Raw genomic sequence first — 17,635 nt, forward strand, 5'->3', positions numbered from 1 at the left:
CGCTCGAAACCGGGTGTGGCGGTGCGCTGGGTACGTTGGTGCCGAGGCTCGCTGCACGGTGTGCGCGGTGTAGTGGCTGGTGTCGGCCTTGCTGTTGCTTGCTCCTTCGTCGCGGACGCGGCGGCCACTCGGACGCGAGCCGGGCCGCGAACGGCGGATGCTCGGTCTCGCTTCGCTCGAAACCGGGTGTGGCGGTGCGCTGGGTACGTTGGTGCCGAGGCTCGCTGCACGGTGTGCGCGGTGTAGTGGCTGGTGTCGGCCTTGCTGTCGCTTACTCCTTGTGTCGCGTGCGCGGCGGCCGCTCGGACGCGAGCCGGGCCGCGAGCGGAACAGACTCGGTCGCGCTTCGCTCGTAAGACGTGGTTGCGGTGCGCTGGGTGCGACGGTTGCCGAGCTCGGCATAGGGCGCGCGTTGGTCGGTGGTCGCTCTGTGTGGGCGGTGGACGTGGGAATGTGGGCGGGCGCGAATGGCGCTTGGTTCATTTCGCTAAACGCCGAGGGTTCGGTTTGTGTGGGTTGCGCTGGTGCCCGTGTCGGGGCAACGTTCGGCTGTCGAGTCACGGGGCCGGGCCCGAGGGATGGGTAATCTCGCGGCATGCATCTGCATCGGACCTTCCACAATCCTCCGGCTCTGCCGCATGAGGTGGTGATCGCGGTATTGGAGCGGGCGCTCGGAGACCGGGCGTACGAGGGCGAGGCGGCGGATGCTCTGGTGGGCAGCGCCTTGAACGACGACGATCGGGAGTTCGTCGAGCACTGGTGCGTGCAGGTCGGAACGCGAGCTGTTTCCGGAAGCCCTCTGCGCGGGCTGGCCGGGCTGTGCCTGGGACATACCGCTCGGCGGTTCGGGCGGCTCAGCGATGAGTCCGTCGCGTTGGCGCGCTCCTTGGCGGCACGTGCCGAGGCGGATCCGTCGGACGTGGACGGGCGGGCACTCGACGGGCTCGATGACGTCCGGAGTTTCCTGCACCTCTGGTGAAGCAGGCCCCCGCAGTGTGGGTCGGGCGAGGTCTTGGGGGCTCGCTTTACCGCCGGCGGGAGCCGGAGGGCGGCCGTGTCGGCGACGAAATCGGTCGCGGATGGTCGCTCCGGCGCAGGGCAGGGGCGGCAGTCTCCTCGCGGCGGCGCGGGCGCTGGAGAAACGGGATGCGCGCTTCACTAGACTCGGTTGGCCGCTCGAAACGTGTCGCCTGCGCTCAGGAGTTGTCGATGTCCACCCACCGCCCCCCGTTGGCGGGACTGGCCGCCGCGGCCGGTGCCGATGCCTCGCTGCGGACCGTCGCGGAGCTGATCGGCACGTCGTCGGTCGAGTTGGTCGCGCCGTCGGCGGTGCGGCCGTTCGTCGCGTCCCGTATGGCCGCCGAGCGGCCGTTGGTGGTGGTCACGGCCACGGGGCGGGAGGCAGACGACCTGACCGTCGAGCTGGTGGAGATGCTCGGCCCTGCGGTCGCGCAGTTCCCGTCCTGGGAGACGCTGCCGCACGAGCGGCTCTCGCCGGGCGCGGACACGGTGGGACGCAGGCTCGAAGTGCTGCGCCGGATCGCGCACCCCGACGACCCGCATTTCCCCGCGCCGCTGCGCGTGGTGGTGACCACGGTGCGGTCGCTGATGCAGCCGATGGCGGGCGGGCTCGGCGATATCGAGCCGGTCGTGCTGCGCGTCGGCGCCGAGCTGGACTTCGACGAACTGCTCACGCGACTGGTCGAATTCGCCTACACCCGCGTCGACATGGTGGGCAAACGCGGCGAGTTCGCGGTGCGCGGCGGCATCCTGGACGTCTTCCCGCCCACCGCCGACCATCCGGTGCGCGTGGAGTTCTGGGGCGACGAGATCACCGAGCTGCGACCGTTCTCCGTCGCCGACCAGCGCTCGCTGCCCGACGTCGCGGTGGACGTCGTGGTCGCCACGCCGTGCCGGGAACTGCTGCTCACCCCCGAGGTGCGCGAGCGCGCCGCCGAGGTCGCCGTCGCCAACGCGGCCGACGCGGCGCTGGTGGAGATGCTGGAGAAGCTGGCGCAGGGCATCCCGGTCGAGGGCATGGAAGCGCTGCTGCCTGTGCTGCAACCCGGACAGTTGTGCCTGCTCACCGAGGTGCTGCCGGAGGGAACCCACATACTGCTGTGCGATCCGGAAAAGATCCGGACCCGCGCGGCCGACCTGGTGCGCACCGGCGAAGAATTCCTGGAGGCCTCCTGGACCGCGGCCTCGTTCGGCGGCGCCGCGCCGCTCGGCGGGCATGGGCTCGACCTGGCCGCCTCGGCTTACCGCCCGCTGCCCGAGGTGCACGCCGACGCCGACCGGCAAAGTCTGCCTTGGTGGACGCTGAGCCCGCTCGCCTCAGGGGATGCGTCGGAGGTCGTGCTGCCCGTCCTGCCCGGCCCGGCCGCGCGCGGGTCCGACGAACTGGTGGCGACCATGTTCGCCTCGTTGCGCGCCCACGTGCTCACCGGCGGCAAGGCGGTGGTGGTCGTCGCCGGTCACGGCACCGCGCAGCGCATCATGGAACGGCTGGCGGAGGCGGAAGTGCCCGCCGCCGCGCTGGACGCCGGCGCGGAACCGAACGAGGGCGTGGTGGGCGTGCTGTGCGGTTCGCTGCACGACGGCCTGGTCTTCGAGGGCGCGGGTCTGGTGGTTGTCGCCGAATCCGACCTCACCGGCAACCGCGTCACCGCGCCCACCGAGGGCAAGCGGATGCCCGCGAAACGCCGCAACCAGGTCGATCCGCTGGCGTTGAGCGCGGGTGACATGGTGGTGCACGACCAGCACGGCATCGGCAAGTTCGTGGAGATGATCGAGCGCACCGTCGGCGGCGCGCGCCGCGAGTACCTGGTGATCGAGTACGCGCCGAGTAAACGCGGCCAGCCCGGCGACCGGCTGTTCGTGCCGATGGAGTCGCTGGACCAGCTGTCCCGCTACGTCGGCGGCGAGATGCCCAGCCTGTCCAAGCTCGGCGGCTCGGACTGGGCCAACACCAAACGCAAGGCGCGCAAGGCCGTTCGCGAGATCGCGGGCGAGCTCGTGCAGCTGTACGCCGCACGCCAGGCGGCGCCCGGCCACGCCTTCGGGCCGGACACGCCGTGGCAGAAGGAGATGGAGGACGCGTTCGCGTTCACCGAGACCGTCGATCAGATGACCGCCATCGCCGAGGTGAAGGCGGACATGGAGAAGCCGGTCCCGATGGACCGCGTGGTCTGCGGCGATGTCGGCTACGGCAAGACCGAGATCGCGGTGCGCGCGGCGTTCAAGGCGGTGCAGGACGGCAAGCAGGTCGTCGTGCTGGTGCCGACCACGCTGCTCGCCCAGCAGCACTTGCAGACCTTCACCGAGCGCGTCGCGGGTTTCCCGATCACCGTGAAGGGCCTGTCCCGCTTCACCGACCCGGCCGAGGCCCGCGCGGTGCTGGAAGGCATGGCCGACGGCAGCGTCGACATCGTGGTCGGCACGCACCGGCTGTTGCAGACCGGCGTGCGCTGGAAGGACCTCGGTCTCGTCGTGGTCGACGAGGAACAGCGGTTCGGCGTCGAACACAAGGAGCACATCAAGGCGCTGCGCACGCACGTCGACGTGCTCACCATGTCGGCCACCCCGATCCCGCGCACCCTGGAGATGAGCCTGGCCGGAATCCGCGAGATGTCGACCATCCTCACCCCGCCGGAGGAGCGTCATCCCGTGCTCACCTACGTGGGCGCCTACAACGACAAGCAGGTCACCGCCGCGATCCGGCGCGAACTGCTGCGCGACGGCCAGGTGTTCTACGTGCACAACCGGGTGTCGTCGATCGACAAGGCGGCCAAGCGGATTCGCGATCTGGTGCCCGAGGCACGCGTGGTGGTCGCGCACGGCCAGATGAACGAGGACGCGTTGGAGTCCACCGTACAGGGCTTCTGGCAGCGCGAATACGACGTGCTGGTGTGCACCACGATCATCGAGACCGGCCTGGACATCTCCAACGCCAACACCCTGATCGTGGAACGCGCCGACGCGCTGGGCCTTTCGCAGTTGCATCAGCTGCGCGGCCGGGTCGGGCGCAGCCGGGAACGCGGCTACGCGTATTTCCTGTATCCGCCGGAGAAGCCGCTCACCGAGACCGCCTACGACCGGCTGGCCACCATCTCGCAGAACTCCGATCTGGGCGCGGGCATGGCGGTCGCGATGAAGGACCTGGAGATCCGCGGCGCGGGCAACGTGCTCGGCGCCGAACAGTCCGGTCACGTCGCCGGCGTCGGTTTCGACCTCTACGTGCGGTTGGTCGGGGAGGCCGTCGAGGCGTATCGCGCCGCGGCGGACGGCAAGCCGATCACCACCGAAGAGGTCAAGGAGGTGCGCATCGACCTGCCCGTCGACGCGCACATCCCGCCCGACTACATCGCCAGCGACCGGCTGCGCTTGGAGGCATACCGCAAACTCGCCGCCGCGCAGGATGATTCGGCGCTGGCGCAGGTCGTGGAGGAACTCGTCGACCGGTACGGCCCGTTGCCGGTGGAGGTGGGCCGCCTGGTGTCGGTGGCCAAGTTGCGGCTGCTCGCCCGCGAGTACGAGGTCACCGAGATCGCGGTCACCGGGACCACCTTGAAGATCTCGCCGCTGCACCTGCCCGATTCCAAGCAGTTGCGCCTCAAGCGGCTCTATCCGAGCGCGGGTTACCGGGCCGCGTCCGGGGTGGTGCAGCTTCCGCTGCCGCGCGTGCAGGACAGCGTCGGGGCGGAGCGCGTGCGCGATGTCGTGCTGCTGCAATTCGTCGCTGATCTGTTGCTGGCGCTGGACGGGAAGGCGCAGGGAGCGGTCGATCTCACCGTCGCCGCCGAGATGGCGCCGCGATGAGTTCGATCCGCGACGAGTCCGTCCTGCGGGCTGCCCGTCATCGCGCGGCGCACGACGGGGAATCGGAGCCGCGCACCGACACGGCGGTGGTCGCGGCGGGGCTGGCCGGAGCGGTCGAGGTCATGGACCGCCTCTGGCATTTCGGCGGCTGGGAGGTCACCCAGACCCACGACTCGCTGCGCCCCTACCTGCTCGAGGAGACCTACGAACTGCTCGACGCCATCCAGCACGAGGATGCCGAGACGATCAAGGAAGAACTCGGCGACCTGCTGCTGCAAGTGCTGTTCCACTCCCGGATCGCGGAGGCCGCAGGCGAATTCACCGTCGATGACGTCGCGGCCGCGCTGGTCGCCAAGCTGGTCAACCGCAGCCCGCACCTGGTGGACTCCGCGATCGATCCCGACGCCTCGGTGGCCGAGAAGATCGCCGCCCAGGAGCGTGCTTGGGAAGAGCGCAAATCCGCCGAGAAATCCCGCCGCTCCTGCCTGGACGGCATAGCCATGGCTCAACCTGCTTTGGCTCTCGCCGAGAAGGTCGTCTCCCGCAGCACCAAAGCGGGCCTCCCACCCGACCTGGTTCCCGAAGCCCTCCGCGTCGTCCATCTCGGCGGCCCGGAAAGCGCCGAAGAACGCCTCCGCAAAGCGACGCTGACCTTCGCCGCCGCCATCCGAGCGGCCGAGGATGCCGCGGAAAAGGAACGCGGCGAACGTCTTCCGCTCACCGCGGAGGATTGGCGCGCCTTCTGGGAGTAGGAACCCGCCTGCGGTCACATCCGCGCGGTCGTCCGTACCAGGGGACACTGGAAGAATGCCGTATCCCGAACTGAACGCCCGACCACAATGGCAATCAACCGGCAACGGCAAATTCCCCGTCGCCGCCCACGTAGACGGCCAATGGTGGGTCCTGCGAATCAACGGCTTCCCCGACCACCCACTATGGACCCTGTTCGTCGACGGCGCCCCCCGCTTCGACATCGACGACGTCCCATCCACCTGGGACCGCCCGAGCCCCCGATTCGCCCCACCCCTCGACCCCGCCACCACCGACCGAATCCTGAGCCCGATCCAGCACTTCAGCGCCTACGGCAGCGAAGCAGGCGCCCCCTGCGACGACCCGTTCTGCTGCGGTTGAGCGAAATAACCGAGATCAACCTCCCACGGCCTCCCACGTCCCGAGTTCAGCATCACGTGGCAGCGTCCCATCCCACGAATGCGCCTGAAACTCCCCGTCACGGAGCTTTCCTTCTTCCTCGGTGTACTTCGGATTCCTATCGCTCACATACAAAACGGCTGTACGTGAGCCGAGCTCTGTCTTCTTCAAGGCGTGCGCAACGTCGGTCGCTAACGGCCGGAGAGCCTCCGAACCAACGGAACTCGGCACGCAAAGCTGGATGGAGACAACGACCCTGTTCGGGCTTGCGTTCGACGGGTTGACCGTACCGGTGACCACCTGTGCGCCCGGTGGCAGTTGCAACCCGTCCATGATCGCCGCAAGATCCGCGTCCGGAATTCGCGCATCCGGGTAGCAGGCCGTCGCAGCAGTCGATGGGGCCCCACCCGACGACCTTTGCGATGGCTCGCCTCGGCCGGTGCAACCAAGAGTCGTCAGAATCCCAACGGCCAGACATGATGCGACGGCTGTCCGCATCGTCCGGTTTCCCACGGCCCTGATTCGTTCGCTGGTCATTCGGCCACTTTCCAGTCCTTGGGCTCGTTGAAGGTCGCAGAAACCGAATCCGGCCATCTATCTCCTGGGAATCCCCATGGGTTGGTGGCAATGTCCTTGAACTCGTTGGCGATGATCATTTGTGTCCGAACCTGACCGACGGTGGCCGTCAGCGTTTTCTCGACGAGCACAAATGCCGCATTGGTTACCGCGACCAGGTTGGGGGCACCTTGATACGCGAGTGCCACGGAACCTGTCTGCTCCAGCGCGGTGACAAGTGACGCGAGGAATCCTGTCAGTTCGTCGGCAATGGTTTTGTACAACTCCCATCCCGAGGTGGCGAGGGTAAGTAGATTATCGTGAACCTTCTTGGCCATGTCATCGGCCGTCGTCATCGCCTTCTCTTGGCTTGACTTCGACGCCGCAAATCTGTCCTTCGCGACTCCGGTCCAGTGGCCGTCCAAGCTCAACTCGGGCCGGCCTTCTTCATTTCCTGCTCCACGAATGGTGGAGGCGACCGACTGCCACTCAGCGGCATACTCGATGAAGGTGAATGGTGCTTGGATTCCTTCGTGCGCCTCCTCCATCTTTTCCAGAAGTTTCTGCAGCCATTCCTGGGCGGCATCGCGCTTAGGGGTTACAAAAGCCCACACTGCCGGTTGATACCATTTCAGATTGTCGACAGTATCGTTTATCTTATCTGGCATCTTCTTCCACTCATCGAGTTGATGCCGGAACCTTTCGACAGCGTCGTCGAGCTTTTCTTTCGTAACCGTTTCTGTCATATCGAGAAATCCATTTCCCCGTGCTGCATCGCCTGCCGCGTATCCTCGGCTCGGTTGGCGTCCTGCTGATCGAAGCTCACTGCGGTTTTGTGAAGTGCTTCGCCGATCCGCTCAGCTTGTGCCGCGCCTTCGCGCAGTCTTTCTTGCAGGTAATTTGCTGTTAGGATGTAGTTGTTCCACGGGATCTGAAAAATTCCAGCTTGAAGCCTGGAGAACTTGAGGCTGTCTATCCGGCCCGCCGCCTGATTCAGTGCGCTCTTGACTTCCTTGGACCAAGCTCTGGAAAGTCGTTCGAGAAGTTCTGCTTCTACCGCTATATCTGTCATAGGTACTCGTCCCGAAATAGTATCTTCACGTGGCTGACAAATCTCTCGGCTAATTCGTCGTCAGAGTGTCGGTCGAGCTGTGGATCGGCTGACATCGCGGGGCGCATGGCCCGAATCTGTCTACAGCAGTCCAGGATGTCGTAGGCGATCGTGAAAGAGTCCGCTGAAATCGACCAGTCGGGATCGATTGATATCCCGATTAGTCCGGAACTGTTTGCTTCGACCGTGATCGCTGGCTCATCGAACTCATTCCATCCCTGTCCATGAGCGGTGTAGGTGGCACCTCCCATAGCCTGTTCAAGGGTGTGCATACATTCGGAGTACGTCCGTGTGCGAAGAAGTGTCGGAAAGATTTCTCGTAATGACGGTATAGTCCGAGAACCCTGACCGCCGGCTTCGATTATATGGACGGACCGCTCGAAAACCGAGTACTGATATGCGGTCATGATAGATTCGCTGTACTGTGAAACGCCAAAAGCGTCTTTCCAGCCATTACTCAATTTCAAGTCGGTCGGCAACCAGTCTTCGCCCACCTGTATCTTCACAAAGCTCGACGGCTTGGTCGGTATGTAAGTAACGGATGCTCCTGTGTGCTCGATCCGGGGATCTCCATCGTAACTTCGATATTGGGCCATGATCCTCCTATGAATATGCGTTCGAGATGGTACGGTGGTCCCGGAACGCGGCCGTAGCCGTGGCCATGCATTTCTGGGAAAATGAGGATCGGCGCGAGTGGTAGTCCAGGATGTCCCCCGAAGGCCGGCGCGCCCGGCCGAACGTCGATACAGAAGGTCGCTGCGTCCGGTCGACTTCGACAGCCGATTGGATGCGAGTACGAGAATCCGGCTGCTCCCCCTATTTGCACGCGGAGAGACATTACCGCCCTATTGGCGGAAGCGGCAAGCAGTCGGGCTGGCTGCCTGCGTCGGACCTGGTTTCTGGGTGTGTCGGCACGGCACGCTGGCTAAAAGTGCTTGTTAAGCGGCGTCGGCCAGCGGTGAGGTCGGAGATGGTGTCGTCGTACGGTAAGGCGACGGCGAATTGTTCCCCTACGGTCCCGGTGCGCAGCCGCTGGGGAGGGCGGCGGTTCCTCCTCCTCCTGGCTCGGCTCACTGCCATGGACCAGCTCGGCCGGTCGATGGACGAGAGCGCCGTGGAGCTTCCGCGCAGCAACACTTCTCCCAGGATGCGCGGGAAGAACTTGCAGACGCGGTGTCGAGCCCACGACTCAAAGGGGTCCACCGGCTCGGCGCTGATCTTATTTCCGGCCGGATGGGACGCGCTTACCGCTGGAGTTATCGCGAGCAAGGTTTCTCAGTCGTAGGCGCGAGAGCGGCGATCTGCCGCGCGATAGCCGAGAGTTGTAGGCACTCGACGTTGCGCGCGGGTCCTCCGGTTCTCGGTGCCGATAGGTCACCGGCCGGAAGACCCGTGCGGCGAAACAGGATCGAACGCTCAGACGTTGACGCCGTAGTCCCTGGCGATGCCCGCGAGGCCGGAGGCGTAGCCCTGGCCGATGGCGCGGAACTTCCACTCGTTGTTGTGGCGGTAGAGCTCGCCGAAGATCATGGCCGTTTCGGTGGAGGCGTCTTCGGTGAGATCGTAGCGGGCCAGTTCCACGCCCGTGGCGGCGTCGACGACGCGGATGAAGGCGTTGCGGATCTGGCCGAACGACTGGCCGCGGGCGTCGGCGTCGTGGATGGACACCGGGAAGAAGATGTTGGTGATGCTCGGGGGAGCGGCGGTGAGGTCGACGTTGATCACCTCGTCGTCTCCTTCGCCCGCGCCGGTGAGGTTGTCGCCGGTGTGCTCGATGGAGCCGTCGGGCGAGCGCAGGTTGTTGTAGAAGACGAAATGCTGATCGGACAGCACCTTCAGGTTCGGTCCGCAGGCGAGCGCGCTGGCGTCGAGGTCGTAGTCGGCGCCGGTGGTGGTGCGCACGTCCCAGCCGAGCCCCACCGACACCTTGGTGAGATTAGCGGCCTGCTTCGACAGCGAGACGTTGCCGCCTTTGGCCAGAGTGACGCTCATGATCCCCTTCCGCGCGGCACGGCCGGTGCCGCCTCTTCTCTGCTCCCGGGAACGCCGGGCCGATTCAGTTCTGGTGGTCTGCCCAGGAACGCAGGGTGTCGACCCGGCCGCGCAGCGCGCGCAGTTCGCTCTCGTCGTCCAGCACGGTGCGCTGGATGCCTTGCACGACCGCGAAAGCCGACTGGCGGTGATCATCGATGACGTCGACGTCGATGCGGACGGCGACGTAGTCGTCGGCGTCGGGCATCCGCTCGGCGACCACGTGCGCGGTGCCCCTGGCGCACATCGCCACGTTGCCGCCGCCGAGGATCAGCAGCGCCACCTCGGGCTGCTCGCGCAGCCGCGCCAGCGAGCCGCGGTCGTGCTTCAGGCTGATCAAGATGCGCCGGTCACCGGCCCGCACGGGCCAGGACACCGGAATCGCGTGCGGCGCAGGGTCGGTGGTCACCAGCACGCCGATCGTCTCCAGCGGCCATTCCGGCAGTACGTCCAGCTCGGGATGATCTGTCGAGTTGTGCTGACGTTGGGCGGGGCTCGCTCCGGCTGCCATCTTCGTCACCTCATGGATCGTCGAGCGCGGCGGGCTGTACCGCGCTTGATAGCAGTCTAAGACGCTGTGCCCCTTGTGCGCTGGCGCTGGGCGCTTTGTCCGGACCGCTTTCCGGTGCCCGTGGGGCCGTACCCGGATCCGGTCAGGCCGCGACCAGGGCGGGAATGTCCAGCGCCGCCGCCCATTCCCGGGCCATGTCCCGGACGCGGACCTCCGTTGACGCGTCGTGTCGCGCGTGCTCGCCCACCTGGACGGCGCCGCGTGCGGTCAGCTTCTCGGCGATGATCTCGCCGCCACGGTTGAATGTGTCGCCGTACACGATGTCGCCGAGCCCGAAGACGGCGAAGCGCAGGCCGCTGAGATCCGGGGTGTCGCGGTCGAGCGCGTCGGCGAAGGGTTCGGCGCCGGTCGGCAGCTCGCCGTCGCCGTAGGTCGAGCACACGACGACGTGGAAGTCGCGGACGTCCAGATCCGCGATGTCGAAGTCCGTCATGTCGTGCACCGAGACGTCGTGCGCCTCGCGCAGTTGCTCGGCGATGCTGTCGGCCGCGGACTCCGCGGTGCCCATCTCGGTTCCGAACAGAATGACGACGCGCACCGGCACAACCCTTCCTCTTATATTGGTGAGGCTATCCTAACCGCATTGCGGAGTGTGTGCTACGCCCGGGTAGGAGCCACAGCTGCACTGATTGACGGAATGTCGAACGCGTTGCATCATTCGTAGAGGTGCCCGGAGTTTCCTGGGCAGACCAATTCAGCCGGCCGATGACCGTCCGGCGTGCGACTGCCGCCCGTGCCCTTCGATCGTTCCCGCACGAGTGCAGCGCTTCCATTGACGACGCCATGCGCGTCCGGCCGTGAGTGAGGTGAAACGAAATGGTCTACCAGTCGTCTGCATACCGGGTGATCAATTCGTACCCGCGCTTCGGCAGCCTCCCCCACTTCTGAATGTCACCGCGCCAGGCGCGCGGTCCGCGCACGTCGATGCCACGGCATCGACGGATCGCCGCTCGGCGCGGTGCCCCGGACGGAACGACAGACCGGCGGTTCGACGGAAGTGAGGCAGTCATGATGGACAGGGGAGCAGTGAATTCGGGGGCGGTGGAGATGGTCACGCGGCCCATGGCGAGCAATCTCGCCGTGTCCGCCGCGATGATCGAGGATCTGGCCTATCTGCGCGCGGAGCTGGCCGCGGCGGAGGTGCCGTTCCTGCTCGTGCGCGACAGCGGGCACCGGCTGGTGCTCGCGGCCGACGCGGCGCACCGCCTGATGGTGCGCCGGGTGACCGCCACGGCCGTGTCGGCGGGATTCTCCTGTGCCGAGGTGCAGCAGAACGTCTTCCGGCTCGGGCGCGACCACGATCCGGCCCATCACGTCGAGCTGGAACTGTGGGAGTACCACGGCGACACGGTGACCTGTCCGCGCCCGAACGCGCTGACCCGCACCGTTTTCGACCTCGCCGACGTCCAGCGCACCCAGGTGCGGCTGTTCGACCGGACCTGGCCCACCCTGGCCGACATGTTCGCGCCACAGACCGGTGACGTCGGCTTCGACATCGACCTGGTGTTCTCCTGGGTGGACGGCTCCGATCCGGAATTCCGCGCCCGCCGCGCCGGGATGCTCGCCCAGGTCGTGGTCGGCGAGGGCGACGACGCGGACGCCAGGATCCGCCAGATCGACGAACTGAAGTACGCTCTGCGGTCGGTGCACAAGAACGCGCCGTGGATCCGCAGGATCTTCATCGCGACCGACTCCACGCCCCCGGAGTGGCTGACGGCGCACCCGAAGGTGACCGTGGTGCGGGCGGTGGACCACTTCCGCGACGTCAGCGGCTTGCCGGTGTTCAACTCGCACGCGGTGGAGTGCCAGTTGCAGCACATCGATGGGCTCAGCGAGCACTTCCTGTACTCCAACGACGACATGTTCTTCGCGCGTCCGGTGCGCCCGTCGATGTTCTTCACGCCGGGCGGGGTGAGCCGCTTCATCGAAGCGGACACGAGGATCGGTCCCGGTCGCAACAACGAGCGGCGCAGCGGTTTCGAGAACGCCGCGCGGGTGAACCGGGCGCTGCTGGCGGAGCGCTTCGGTTACGTCATCACGCGGCACCTGGAGCACACGCCGGTGCCGTTGCGGCGCAGCGTGCTCATGGAGATGGAAGAGGAGTTCGCCGCGGATTTCGCGCGCACGAGCGCGAGCCGGTTCCGCGCGGCCACCGACATCTCGGTCACCAATTCGCTGTATCACTACTACGCGCTGTTCACCGGGCGCGCGGTGCCGCAGGAGGCGGCGAAGGTGCGGTACGTCGACACCACGAGCTACGGCGGGCTGGCCCTGCTCGACGGGTTGGCGCGTCATCGCGACGTCGACTTCTTCTGCCTCAACGACGGCAGTTTCCCCGAGGTCGCCGAATCCGAACGGGTGCGGATCGTGTCGGAGTTCCTCGCCAGGTACTACCCGGAACCGGGACCGTGGGAACGGCTCAGCACACCGCCTCGTCATCCGCTTCCGGAGTCGACGCAGGGCGCCGCATGACGTGCGGAATGCGCGCGGCCGGCGGGATCACGATGCCTTCCTCCGTCAGCCGCTGCCGCGCCTGCTCCGGCGTGGCGGGCGCGCCGACCGTGCGACCGCGCTCGATGGGCACCACCGAGTGCACCACGGTGTCCGGATAGATGTGCACGTAGTTGAAGGCCTGCGCGCCGTCCCGGCCGCGCAGGCCGCCCTGCGCCACGCCGAGATCCTGGCTGTAGCAGGTGGCCGACGCCACCGAGACGGGGATGCCCGCGAACGTGGCGTTGGTGGAGAAGTGCAGGTGCCCGGCGAGGATGGCACGCACGTCGGTGCCGTCCAGCACGTCGGCCAGGCGGCGCTGATCCCGCAGTTCCACGGTGACGGCCAGGTCGACCACGCAGGGCACCGGCGGATGGTGCATGGCCAGGATGGTGCCGAATGGCGCGGGTTCGGCCAGGACCGAGCGCAGCCATTCCAGCTGGCCGTCGGAGATCTCCCCGTAGTGGTGCCCCGGCACCGAGGTGTCCAAGGCGACGATGCGCAGCCCGTCGATCAGGTGCACCCGGTCCAGCGGGGAAGTCGTGGGGTACTCGCCGAGCAGGCGGGCGCGCAGGGCGGCGCGGTCGTCGTGGTTGCCGGTCACCCAGACGAGGGAGGTCTGCAAACTTCTGGCGAACGGCTCGACGATCGACTTCAGCTTGGCGTACGCGGCGGGCTCGCCTCGGTCGGTGAGATCGCCGGTGAACACCACCGCGGTCGGGCGGATACGGCTCGCCGCCGCCTGTTCGAGTAGCTGCCGTAATCGCAGGTCGGGGTCGACATCGCCGTACAAGGGGTCGTCGCCCGCGATGAGATGTGTGTCGCTGAAGTGGAACAACACGTGATCCGGACGCGGATACTCCGCGACTCTGGTGATGGACACCGGACCGAATCCCTCCCGGCGGGTTGCCCGCCATTGGCTTGACTCCGTCGCCACGATAGCGCCGGTTACGGACAGGTTTCCCGGCATTCGGTGAAGACTCGCCGTCGGGAGGGTTAGGTTTCGGTGTCGAACGCTGGGCGAACGCGGCAGATGTGGGATTGGTCACTGGCCGATGGCATCTGCGGCGCGCAGGGCGTCCACGACCATCGCGACGTTCACGGTGAAGGGTTCGTTGTGGATCGTCTCGCCCGGAGCGGTCGCGCGGCGCGCGATGGCCCGCAGCGTCTCGTCGTCGGCGTCGGGCAGTCCGAGGGCGGCCAGCGTGGTCGGCAAGCCGACCTCGGCGCAGAAACCGAGCACCGTGCCGATCTCGGACGCGGGCGCACCCTCCAGCACCAATTGCGTGAGGGTGCCGAAGGCGACCTTCTCGCCGTGCAGGAACGGGCGCGTTCCCGCGGCGGCGGTGAGGCCGTTGTGCACGGCATGGGCCGCGGCCAGTCCCGACGATTCGAAGCCGAGCCCGGACAGCAACGTGTTGGCCTCGACGACGCGCTCCAGCGCCGGTGTGACGCTGTGCGTGCGGACCGCGGCCAGCGCTTGCGCCCCGTCGGCGAGCAAGGTGCGATAGCAGAGCTCGGCCAACGCGGTGGCGCTGCGCGTCGAAGCGCCGCCGCGCATGTTGCGCACCTGGGCGGCACTGCACGTGCGCGCCTCGAACCAGGTCGCCAGCGCGTCGCCCATGCCCGCCGCGAGCAGCCGGGGCGGGGCCTGCGCGACGACCGAGGTGTCCACCAGCACCAGTGCCGGATTGCGCCGCACCAGCTGATAAGCCTCGAACTCGCCCGAGTCGGTGTAGATCACCGACAGCGCGCTGCACGGCGCGTCGCTGGAGGCGGTGCTGGGGCAGCTGATCATCGGCAGATCCAGGTCGTCGGCGACCGCGCGCGCCGCGTCGAGCACCTTGCCGCCGCCCGCGCCGAGGACGACCGTGCTGCCGGATTCCTCGACGGCGTGGGCGATGCGGGCGATCTCCGCCCGGCTGCATTCACCGCCGGACAGATGGATCGAATAGGCGATCTTCGCGTCCGTCAGCGAGCGTTCCCAGGTGGCCGCGAGCAGCCGGAAGGCGCTGGAACCGGCCACGATGAGCACCGGCCCGCCGATCCCGAGGCGGGTCATCTCCGCGCCGAGCGCGGCGGTCGCGTCCCGGCCCTGCACGTAGTGCCCCGGTGAGGAGAACACGCTGAGCATCCGGCACCTCCCGCTCCCGGCCGCAACCGTCATGAGCCCGGCCGACGACGACGTTTCAACGCTACGCGACGCTTCCGTCGCCACGGCCGTGGTCGACGGAACTCGCCGCGCGCTCCACGGCGCGTCGCTTCGTGCTGCGGTGCCGGTGCGGGTTCGGCCCTCCGGCGCTTCCGGCGGGCCCGGAGCGCGTGGTCCGCGCCGCGCTCGGAACGTCTTCCCCAGCCGCGACGATCCCGCGAGCGCGAGGACCTGCTCAGCTCTGGGTCGTCAATGTTTCCGGCAGCAGGTGCGGCCGTTCGCGTTCCTTCTCGTCGAGCAGGGCGAAGTAGCGGCGCAGCATCAGAACGGCCGTGGTGGCCAGGCCCGCGGTGAGTCCCCACCAGACGCCGGCGGCGCCGAGGCCGGCCGGGTAGGCCAGGAGCAGGGCGACGGGCAGGCCGACGCCCCAGTAGCCGATCAGCGAGAGCCGGAAGCCCGCGTTGGTCGCCTTCAGGCCGCGCAGCAGGCCGGTGCCGATGTTCTGAGCGGCGTCGAAGAACTGCAGCACGATGCCGATCAGCAGCAAGGTGTGCGCCACGCGGATGGTGTCGGTGTCCGAGGAGTCCAGGAAGGGGCGCAGCACCAGGTCGGGAGCCACCACGTACACCGCGCCCGTCAGCGCGGCGATCACCGCGGCGTGCCGCAGCGCCAGCCAGGCCAGCGCGCGGGCGTGCGCGTGCTCGTCGCGCGCGACCGCGTGACTGACCAGGATCGATGCGCCGTGCGAGAGGCCGATCGCCACCTGGAACACGATGTAGATGATCTGGTAGACGACGTTGTGCGCGGCCAGCGCCGCCGGGCCGATACTGCCCATGACCAGCGCGAGCACCGAGAACATCCCGGCCTCCGAGCCGTAGGTGAGCGCGATCGGCGTGCCGAGTCGCAACTCGGCGCGCACGGTGGACAGGCGCACCGGCAGCGGCGTCATGGGCAGCGTTCGCCCGAGTTCGTCGTCGCGCCACACCATCGCCCAGAACACGCCGAAGGTGATCAGGAAGACCAGCGAGGTCGAGACCCCGATACCGGTGAGCCCGAGTTCGGGCAGTCCGCCCTTGCCGTGGATGAAGCCGAGGGCGAGCGCCAGATTCAGCACCACCGAGCCGAGGGTCACCAGCAACAGCGCCTGCGGGCGTTGCATGCCGACCGTGTACTGGCGCAGCGCCTGGAACCACAGGCACGGCAGCAGCCCCGGCGCGAGCGCCACCATCAGCGGACGGGCGTCGGCGAGCACTCCCGGGTCCTGCCCGAGCCAGGGCAGCACCCAGCCGAGCCCGATCAGCACCGCGCCGCCGAGCACACCGGCGACCGTGGCGATCGCGAAGCTGGAGCGCAGCAGATCGCGGATCTCCGGGTCCGGCGACTCACCGCGCTTGCCCGCCGCGCTCACCGCGGTGGCGATCTGGTTGCCGCTGGCGGTGATCAGTCCGACGCACATGGTGCGGATCTGGTTGAACAGCACGATCGCCAGGCCGCCCGCGGCCACCTGCCGCACGCCGAGGGTGCCCATCAGCGCGATGTTGGTGGTGGACACCGCGATCTGGGCGAGCTGGGTCAGCGCGATCGGCGTCGCGAGCGCGGTGAGCCGCCCGCCGTCGCCGCGGAAACTCGTCACGATCACCGGTTCTCCTTCGCAGAGGGCGGGAGAGTTGTCCCGCGCGGGGGCAGCGTCACACCGTACGGCCGACCGGACTTCACCGCGCTTCCACCAACGTGGTCCTGGCGGCGGGCGTGTAGCGCCGCAGCAGCAGCGCCACCTCGCGTTCGGTGCCTGCGTCCAGCAGGTCGCGCTCGTTCATCCACTCGTCGTCGAACACCGTGTCCAAGTACTTCTCCCCGCCGTCGCACACGATGGTGACCACGGTGGAGCCCGGTGGGAACTCCTCGAGCCGGGTGAGCGCGGCGTACACCGAACCGCCCGCAGACCCGCCGATCATCAGGCCCAGCTCGGCCGCCACCGCGCGGGCGGTCGCGAAGGCCGCCACGTCGGTGACCTTCACGCCCTCGTCCAGCAGCGAATAGTCGACGGCGGTGCCGATGGTGGCGCCGGGCGGGGTGCCGGTGCCCGACTGCCAGTACGGCCCGCCCGGCCCGCCGAAGGCGATCGAGCCGACCGGTTCGACCCCGATGACGTACGGCGTGCAGCCGAGCTGGCGCAGGCGGGTGGCGGTGCCGAACAGCGAGCCTCCGGTGCCCACGGCGGACAGCAGGATGTCGACGCGCTCGACGTCTTCGAGCAATTCCTCGGCCACCGGGTAGTAGCCCACCGCGTTGGCGTCGTTGTTGTGCTGCTCGGTGAAGTAGGCGTCGTCCCGCTCGGCCGCCATCGCCTCGGCGAGGTCCTCCCGTGCCGAGGTGGCCAGGTTGTCGTCGCCCTCGTCGGCGACGAACACCAGTTCCGCACCCATTGCCCGCATCGCGCGCAGTTTGTCCTTACATGCGTGATGGTCGACCACTGCGGTGAAGCGATACCCACGTTCCGCCGCGACTACCGCCAGGCCCAGCCCGGTGTTCCCGGACGTGGACTCGATGATATGTCCGCCACTGCGCAGCAAACCGCGACGCTCGGCGTCGAGCACCATCTCGCGCGCCATCCTGATCTTGGCCGCGCCGGTCGGGTTGAACTGCTCCAGTTTCAGTAGCAGGCGAGTGCCCGTCGCGGTGGCCGCGAGCTCGAACAGCGGCGTGCGGCCGATCAGATCCGTCACGCGCGTGACGAGCGGCATTGATGTCTCCT

General features: G+C 67.6%; 15 protein-coding genes. 5 read left to right on the forward strand and 10 right to left on the reverse strand.

The features are described from left to right. Positions 1–595 precede the first annotated feature (595 nt). From ACWDMM_RS31985 to ACWDMM_RS32000, 4 genes are all read left to right on the forward strand, one after another. On the forward strand, positions 596–979 hold the full coding sequence (locus tag ACWDMM_RS31985; protein WP_449941243.1) for a hypothetical protein: 384 nt from the start codon (positions 596–598) through the stop codon (positions 977–979). A gap of 230 nt (positions 980–1,209) precedes the next feature. Beyond that, positions 1,210–4,821: a transcription-repair coupling factor gene (gene mfd, locus ACWDMM_RS31990; RefSeq protein ID WP_195082482.1), complete on the forward strand. Its 3,612-nt coding sequence runs from the start codon at positions 1,210–1,212 to the stop codon at positions 4,819–4,821. Continuing rightward, positions 4,818–5,573, forward strand: coding sequence for a MazG family protein (locus tag ACWDMM_RS31995; protein ID WP_449941245.1), 756 nt, complete (start codon positions 4,818–4,820; stop codon positions 5,571–5,573). The genes mfd and ACWDMM_RS31995 overlap by 4 nt, the downstream gene beginning before the upstream one ends. Before the next feature lie 55 nt (positions 5,574–5,628). Beyond that, the gene (locus ACWDMM_RS32000) at positions 5,629–5,952 is read left to right on the forward strand and encodes a hypothetical protein (RefSeq protein WP_449941248.1); all 324 of its coding nucleotides are present in this window, start codon (positions 5,629–5,631) and stop codon (positions 5,950–5,952) included. 551 nt (positions 5,953–6,503) lie between these two features. On the opposite strand, the gene ACWDMM_RS32005 is transcribed toward ACWDMM_RS32000, so the two are convergent. From ACWDMM_RS32005 to ACWDMM_RS32030, 6 genes are all read right to left on the reverse strand, one after another. Next, positions 6,504–7,271, reverse strand: a complete 768-nt coding sequence (locus ACWDMM_RS32005) for a hypothetical protein (protein ID WP_449941250.1) — start codon at positions 7,269–7,271, stop codon at positions 6,504–6,506. After that, positions 7,268–7,597 (reverse strand): hypothetical protein, encoded by a 330-nt coding sequence (locus ACWDMM_RS32010; RefSeq protein WP_357112172.1) that lies wholly within the window; start codon positions 7,595–7,597, stop codon positions 7,268–7,270. Before ACWDMM_RS32010 ends, ACWDMM_RS32005 begins: the two co-directional genes overlap by 4 nt. Next, the gene (locus ACWDMM_RS32015; RefSeq protein WP_449941253.1) at positions 7,594–8,232 is read right to left on the reverse strand and encodes a hypothetical protein; all 639 of its coding nucleotides are present in this window, start codon (positions 8,230–8,232) and stop codon (positions 7,594–7,596) included. The genes ACWDMM_RS32010 and ACWDMM_RS32015 overlap by 4 nt, the downstream gene beginning before the upstream one ends. 820 nt (positions 8,233–9,052) lie before the next feature. Beyond that, positions 9,053–9,628 carry a TerD family protein gene (locus tag ACWDMM_RS32020; protein ID WP_195082487.1) on the reverse strand — a complete coding sequence of 192 codons (576 nt, stop codon included), beginning with the start codon at positions 9,626–9,628 and terminating at the stop codon, positions 9,053–9,055. 64 nt (positions 9,629–9,692) lie between these two features. Beyond that, a complete protein-coding gene (locus ACWDMM_RS32025) occupies positions 9,693–10,178 on the reverse strand; it encodes a hypothetical protein (protein WP_195082652.1) in 486 nt (161 codons plus the stop codon). 142 nt (positions 10,179–10,320) lie between these two features. Beyond that, positions 10,321–10,776 carry a flavodoxin domain-containing protein gene (locus tag ACWDMM_RS32030; protein WP_449941256.1) on the reverse strand — a complete coding sequence of 152 codons (456 nt, stop codon included), beginning with the start codon at positions 10,774–10,776 and terminating at the stop codon, positions 10,321–10,323. A 470-nt stretch (positions 10,777–11,246) separates the two neighbouring features. On the opposite strand from ACWDMM_RS32030, the gene ACWDMM_RS32035 reads away from it, so the two are divergent. Next, a complete protein-coding gene (locus ACWDMM_RS32035; RefSeq protein WP_195082489.1) occupies positions 11,247–12,710 on the forward strand; it encodes a stealth family protein in 1,464 nt (487 codons plus the stop codon). Here the strand turns inward: ACWDMM_RS32035 and ACWDMM_RS32040 are convergent. The 4 genes from ACWDMM_RS32040 to ACWDMM_RS32055 form a co-directional block, all read right to left on the reverse strand. After that, positions 12,658–13,611, reverse strand: a complete 954-nt coding sequence (locus tag ACWDMM_RS32040; RefSeq protein WP_195082490.1) for a phosphodiesterase — start codon at positions 13,609–13,611, stop codon at positions 12,658–12,660. The two genes, ACWDMM_RS32035 and ACWDMM_RS32040, sit on opposite strands and share 53 nt — an antisense overlap. A 162-nt stretch (positions 13,612–13,773) precedes the next feature. Next, entirely contained in the window at positions 13,774–14,862 is a 1,089-nt protein-coding gene (locus tag ACWDMM_RS32045) for a glycerol dehydrogenase (protein ID WP_357208225.1), read from the reverse strand. 253 nt (positions 14,863–15,115) lie between these two features. After that, entirely contained in the window at positions 15,116–16,513 is a 1,398-nt protein-coding gene (locus ACWDMM_RS32050) for an MATE family efflux transporter (protein ID WP_449941272.1), read from the reverse strand. 79 nt (positions 16,514–16,592) lie between these two features. Next, positions 16,593–17,624, reverse strand: a complete 1,032-nt coding sequence (locus ACWDMM_RS32055; RefSeq protein ID WP_195082493.1) for a PLP-dependent cysteine synthase family protein — start codon at positions 17,622–17,624, stop codon at positions 16,593–16,595. Positions 17,625–17,635 lie beyond the last annotated feature (11 nt).

The sequence above is a fragment of the Nocardia sp. NPDC003726 genome (assembly GCF_053586955.1).